The organism is Rhodoferax sp., from assembly GCF_039922535.1.
Lineage (GTDB): Bacteria > Pseudomonadota > Gammaproteobacteria > Burkholderiales > Burkholderiaceae_C > Rhodoferax_B.
In genome coordinates, this window is sequence record NZ_JBDTEM010000002.1 from 1 (window position 1) to 4,781 (window position 4,781).

5 protein-coding genes are annotated in these 4,781 nt (G+C 63.6%); 2 read left to right on the forward strand and 3 right to left on the reverse strand.

The features are described 5' to 3' along the window. Positions 1–297: 297 nt before the first annotated feature. Positions 298–1,269: an IS481 family transposase gene (locus tag ABI213_RS00055; RefSeq protein WP_348025584.1), complete on the forward strand. Its 972-nt coding sequence runs from the start codon at positions 298–300 to the stop codon at positions 1,267–1,269. Positions 1,270–1,482: 213 nt separating this feature from the next. Further along, the gene (locus ABI213_RS00060; RefSeq protein WP_348025586.1) at positions 1,483–1,848 is read left to right on the forward strand and encodes an HPF/RaiA family ribosome-associated protein; all 366 of its coding nucleotides are present in this window, start codon (positions 1,483–1,485) and stop codon (positions 1,846–1,848) included. 28 nt (positions 1,849–1,876) lie between these two features. On the opposite strand, the gene ABI213_RS00065 is transcribed toward ABI213_RS00060, so the two are convergent. The 3 genes from ABI213_RS00065 to ABI213_RS00075 are packed head-to-tail and all read right to left on the reverse strand — an operon-like array spanning position 1,877 to position 4,478. Beyond that, a complete protein-coding gene (locus ABI213_RS00065) occupies positions 1,877–2,839 on the reverse strand; it encodes a threo-3-hydroxy-L-aspartate ammonia-lyase (protein WP_348025588.1) in 963 nt (320 codons plus the stop codon). 24 nt (positions 2,840–2,863) lie between these two features. Next, a complete protein-coding gene (locus ABI213_RS00070) occupies positions 2,864–3,841 on the reverse strand; it encodes an ornithine cyclodeaminase family protein (protein WP_348025590.1) in 978 nt (325 codons plus the stop codon). Between the two features lie 7 nt (positions 3,842–3,848). Beyond that, complete coding sequence (locus ABI213_RS00075; protein WP_348025592.1) at positions 3,849–4,478, reverse strand: PAS domain-containing protein; 630 nt, start codon at positions 4,476–4,478, stop codon at positions 3,849–3,851. Positions 4,479–4,781: the final 303 nt, after the last annotated feature.

The following is a 4,781-nucleotide window of genomic DNA, read 5'->3' on the forward strand; positions in this document are numbered from 1 at the left end:
CCACAACCCTAAACAATGGCAGTCATCGTACCAACCTGCTTTGGGCCCAAAGCAGGCATTTCAGCCCCCATAGAGCAGACGCTCCACGCTGCCCAGGCCCACCAATTTCGCAATTTCGGTCGGCTGACCCCGCAACCCTAATGGCTTTTAGGTATTCCTACCTGCTGCCCCCAACAAATATATCTCTAGTTGTCAAGTTCCGTGCGATTATCTCCCCCGTCGCAGCTGGCCGCTCTTCAAAGCGCGGGAGCTGATACGTGGCGTGATAGCCTCTTTAAAGCACAAGGAACCCCAGCCATGAGCCAAGTCCACCCCCTGGCCCGCACCACACCGCGCGTACGCATGGAGATCAAAGCCTCCAGTGCCAGCGCGACTGCGCTGGCCGAGCTCTACAACATCAGCGTAGCCACTGCCCGCAAGTGGAAGAAGCGTGACGATGTACTGGACCGCTCCCACCGTGCCCATGACCTGGGTACGACGCTGAGCTTGGCCCAGGAGGCGGTGGTGGTGGAGATCCGCCGTCTGTGTCTGCTGCCCTTGGATGACCTGGTCAGCATCACGCGCCGCTTCATCCATGCGGGTGCCTCTCGCTCAGGCATCAGTCGGCTGTTGCGCCGGGAGGGTGTGGCCAAGCTGCAGGACTTGCAGCCCAAGGAAGAAGGAGAAGACCAGCCCAAGAAGACGCTCAAGGACTATGTGCCAGGTTTTGTGCACATCGACATTAAGTACCTGCCGCAGATGCCTGACGAGGACAGCCGCAGCTACCTGTTCGTGGCGATAGACCGGGCCACGCGGTGGGTCTACATGCGTGTCTACGCTGACCAAACCGAGGCCAGCAGCACGGACTTCTTACGGCGCTTACGCCAAGCGGCAGCTTTCAAGATCACCAAGATATTGACCGACAACGGCACGCAGTTCACAGACCGCTTCACCAGCAAGGCCAAGCAACCTACGGGCAAGCACCTGTTTGACCAGCAATGCATCGCGCAAGGCATAGAGCATCGGCTGATCCCACCCCGGCACCCCCAGACCAATGGCATGGTCGAGCGCTTCAATGGGCGCATCAGTGAGGTCGTTAAACAGACCCGGTTTGCCTCCGCTGTTGAACTGGAGGACACGCTGACGAACTATCTCAACACCTACAACTACCATATCCCGCAGCGGGCTTTGAACCACCTCTCGCCCATAGACGCCCTTCAAGCTTGGCGCAAGAAGTCGCCTGAATTATTCGTGAAGCGGGTATATAAACAGGCGGAACTTGACATCTAGTGCTTATTTCACCTTCGCTAGCAGCTCTCTAAACCATAGCAAATTTCACAGATGATCAGCCGTATTTCGCCCATGCCCCATGCGAGCCACGGGGGCGAGGTGGTACTGTTAGGGGAACTCACAGCCCGTTTACGGGCTCCATCAGGGAGCCATTGCAAGATGGCGCACCTGGCAGCATCGGCGCTCTGCCCTATTACCTACAAGGAGACTCTTATGCAAATCCAGATCAATACCGACCACAACATCGACGGCCACGAGGCGCTGGCCGCCCATGTCACCAACGTGCTGCAGCACGCTCTGCAGCGGCTCAGCCCGCACATCACCCGCGTGGAAGTGCACCTGGGCGATGAGAACAGCGACAAAAACTCCCACCACGACAAACGCTGCATGCTGGAAGCGCGCATGGAAGGCCGCCCCCCCGTGGCCGTGACGCACCATGCCGACAACGTGCACCAAGCGATTGCGGGCGCCACCGAAAAATTGACGCGCAAGATCGACGATCTGGTGAGCCGCCAGCACGACCAGAAGACCCGCAGCGGCGCGGGGCTGGCCGCCGTGGTGGTGCCCGACGCGGAATGATCCGCAGCCTGGCGGCTGATAAACCTTATTAGCCCGCCAGCAGCGCGGCGAAGCGGTCCAGGTCCACATTACTTCCGCTGATGAGGATGCCCACGCGCTGGCCTTGCAGCTGCGCGCGCAGCTTGCGTGCGGCGGCAAAGCCCAGGCAGCCGGTGGGCTCGATCACCAGCTTCATGCGCTCGGCGAAGAAGCGCATACCCGCGACTAACTCGGCGTCGCTGACGGTATGGATGTCGTCCACGTCGCGGCGGATGAGGGGGAAGGTGTAGTTACCCAGGTGCTGCGTCTGCGCGCCGTCGGCAATGGTTTTGGGCGTGTCGATGTGCACGATGCTGCCGCTGCGAAACGACTGCTGGCCGTCGTTACCGGCCTCAGGTTCCACGCCGTAGACCTTGCACTGCGGCGACAAGGCACGCGCCGCCAGGGCCGAGCCCGATAACAGACCACCGCCGCCCAGGCAGACGAAAAGCGCATCCAGCGGGCCGGTTTCTTCGAACAATTCCATTGCCGCCGTGCCCTGGCCGGCAATCACGTCCGGGTGGTCGTAGGGCGGGATCAAGGTCAGGCCGTGCTGCTCGGCCAGCGTGCGGCCGATCTGCTCGCGGTCTTCGGTGTAGCGGTCGTACAGCACCACCTTGCCGCCGTAGCCTTTGGTGGCGGCGATTTTGGCGGCGGGCGCGTCCTGCGGCATCACGATGGTGGCGGGCATGCCCAGCAACTGGGCAGACAGAGCGATGGCCTGCGCATGGTTGCCGGACGAGAACGCCACCACACCGGCGCGGCGCTGCTGCGCGTCAAATTTCGACAGCGCGTTGAAGGCACCCCGGAACTTGAACGCGCCCATGCGCTGCAGGTTTTCGCATTTGAAAAACAGCTGCGCGCCCAGCTCTGCATCGGCCGTGCGCGAGCGCAGTACCGGCGTGCGGTGGGCATGGCCCACCAGGCGTTGGGCAGCGGCGGAAACATCGTCAAAAGTGGGCAGGTTTTGCATGGTGTGTGGAAGTTGGTTGAAGGGTTACCAGGGCCAGTGGATGCGCGTGCCGGTCTGTGTGGCCGTGGCGCGCTGGTACAGCATCTGGGCCACGGTCAGGTCTTGCAGAGCGATGCCGGTGGAGTCGAAAACGGTGGTGTCGCCGGGCTGGCGGCTGAACTGCGCCTGGCCGGTCAGCAGGTCGCCGATCTCGGTGCTGGGCGTGTCAGGTGTCCACTGCAGCTCACCGATGCTGCTGGCCTGGGCTTGGTCGTCCACAAACAGCTTGGCGCGCGGCAGCAGGCCGTCTGGCAGTTCGCGCTTGCCCCGGGTGTCGCTGCCGATGCAGCTGAAGTGGGTGCCGGGCTGCACCGCGGCCAGGTCAAACAGCGCGCCGCCGCCGGTGGTGGCGGTGATGACCACGTCGCTGGCGGCCACGGCGGCGTTCACGTCGCGGGCGTGGACGAGCTGGCAGCGCGTGCGGTAGCGGGCTTCGAAAGCGGCATTCGGCTCGCCGCTCGAAGTGGCGTAGTGCACTGTTTGCAGCTGGGGCAGGAGCAGCAGCGCGTAGTCCAGCTGGATGCGGCCTTGCACGCCGGTGCCAAACAGGCACAGGCTCTGACTGTCGGGCCGCGCCAGCAGCTGCAGGCCCATGCCGCCCGCGGCACCGGTGCGCAGGGTGGTGACGGCGTTGCCGTCGATCATGCACAGCGGCCGGCCGGTGGCGGGGTCGATCAACAGAATGGTCGCCTGGTGCTGCTCGCTGGCCAGCGCGCGGTTGCCGGGCCAGAAGCCAGCGGCCTTGAAGCCCAGCACGTTCTGCGCCGCGATGTCGCCGGACTTGATGCCAAACACGCCGCCGGTGTGCAGGCGCTCGCGCACCAGGGGGAACACGCGGCCCTCGCGGCGGCTGTGCAGCGCAAAGGCTTGCTTTACGGCATCGAGTACCGGGGCCAGTTCCAGCAGGGCTTCGACCTGGTGGCTGTCCAGCAGCAGCAAATCGGTGATTTTGGTAGCGGTCATGGCGTTCTTATTTGCCATAGCTGTAGACGGTGGCACGCGACACGCCCAGGTGCAGCGCCACGGTTTCCATGGCGCGGCGGATGTCCATGCAGCCGGTGTCTTTGAGTTCGCGCAGCAGCGAGCGGCGCTCTTCGGTTTTCAGCGCGCGCGGCGTGGTCGACAGGCGGGCGGCGAAGGCGTCGATGCGGCTGCGCAGGACATCGGCACCGGCCGGGTCCAGCGACTCCTTGGGCACCTTGGTAGCGTCCACACTGCCGAACTGGCCCAGCACATGCTGCACGCTGCGGATCTGCGTCAGGTCCACATTCATGCACAGCGCGGCGATGTACTGGCCGTTGCTGTCCTTGATGCCGATGGAGGTGCTTTTGGCCTGGCGGCCATCGGCAAACTGGTTGGCGTAGTTGGCGATGACCTGGGGGTAGCCGGGGTCGGCGATGCGCGCCAGGCCCAGCTCGGTGGTCGGGTCGCCCACCTGGCGGCCCGACAGGTTGTTGTGGATCGCCAGGATGGAGTGGCTGGGCGTGCGCAGGTCGTGCAGCACGACTTCGCAAAACGGCGCAAAGGTGGCGGCCAGGCCCTGCGCCACCTGCTGCATCTGGGCCAGCAGGATCTGCTGCTCGGGCGTGGATTTTTTCATCTGGATAGTTTATCCAGAATTAGACGTTTTGCAAAGTTGGTAGCTTTGAACCGCCGCCCGCCAGAGGCTGCGATTTAAGGAAAATAGGGCTCTGGCGCAGGTAGGCTCTGCGCTGGCAGCTATCTAAACCATAGTAAAAACCGTTCTCACTGGCCTGATTCGCGCCACCAGTGGGTGGACAGCGCGGGCGCCTGCAAGTCCAGCCGCTCGCCCATGCGCGGTGCCACCACCGGCACCTGGGCGGCGTCTGCCAGCGCGCTGATGCGCTCAAACGGCTCGGTCCATACGTGCAGCGCCAGGTCA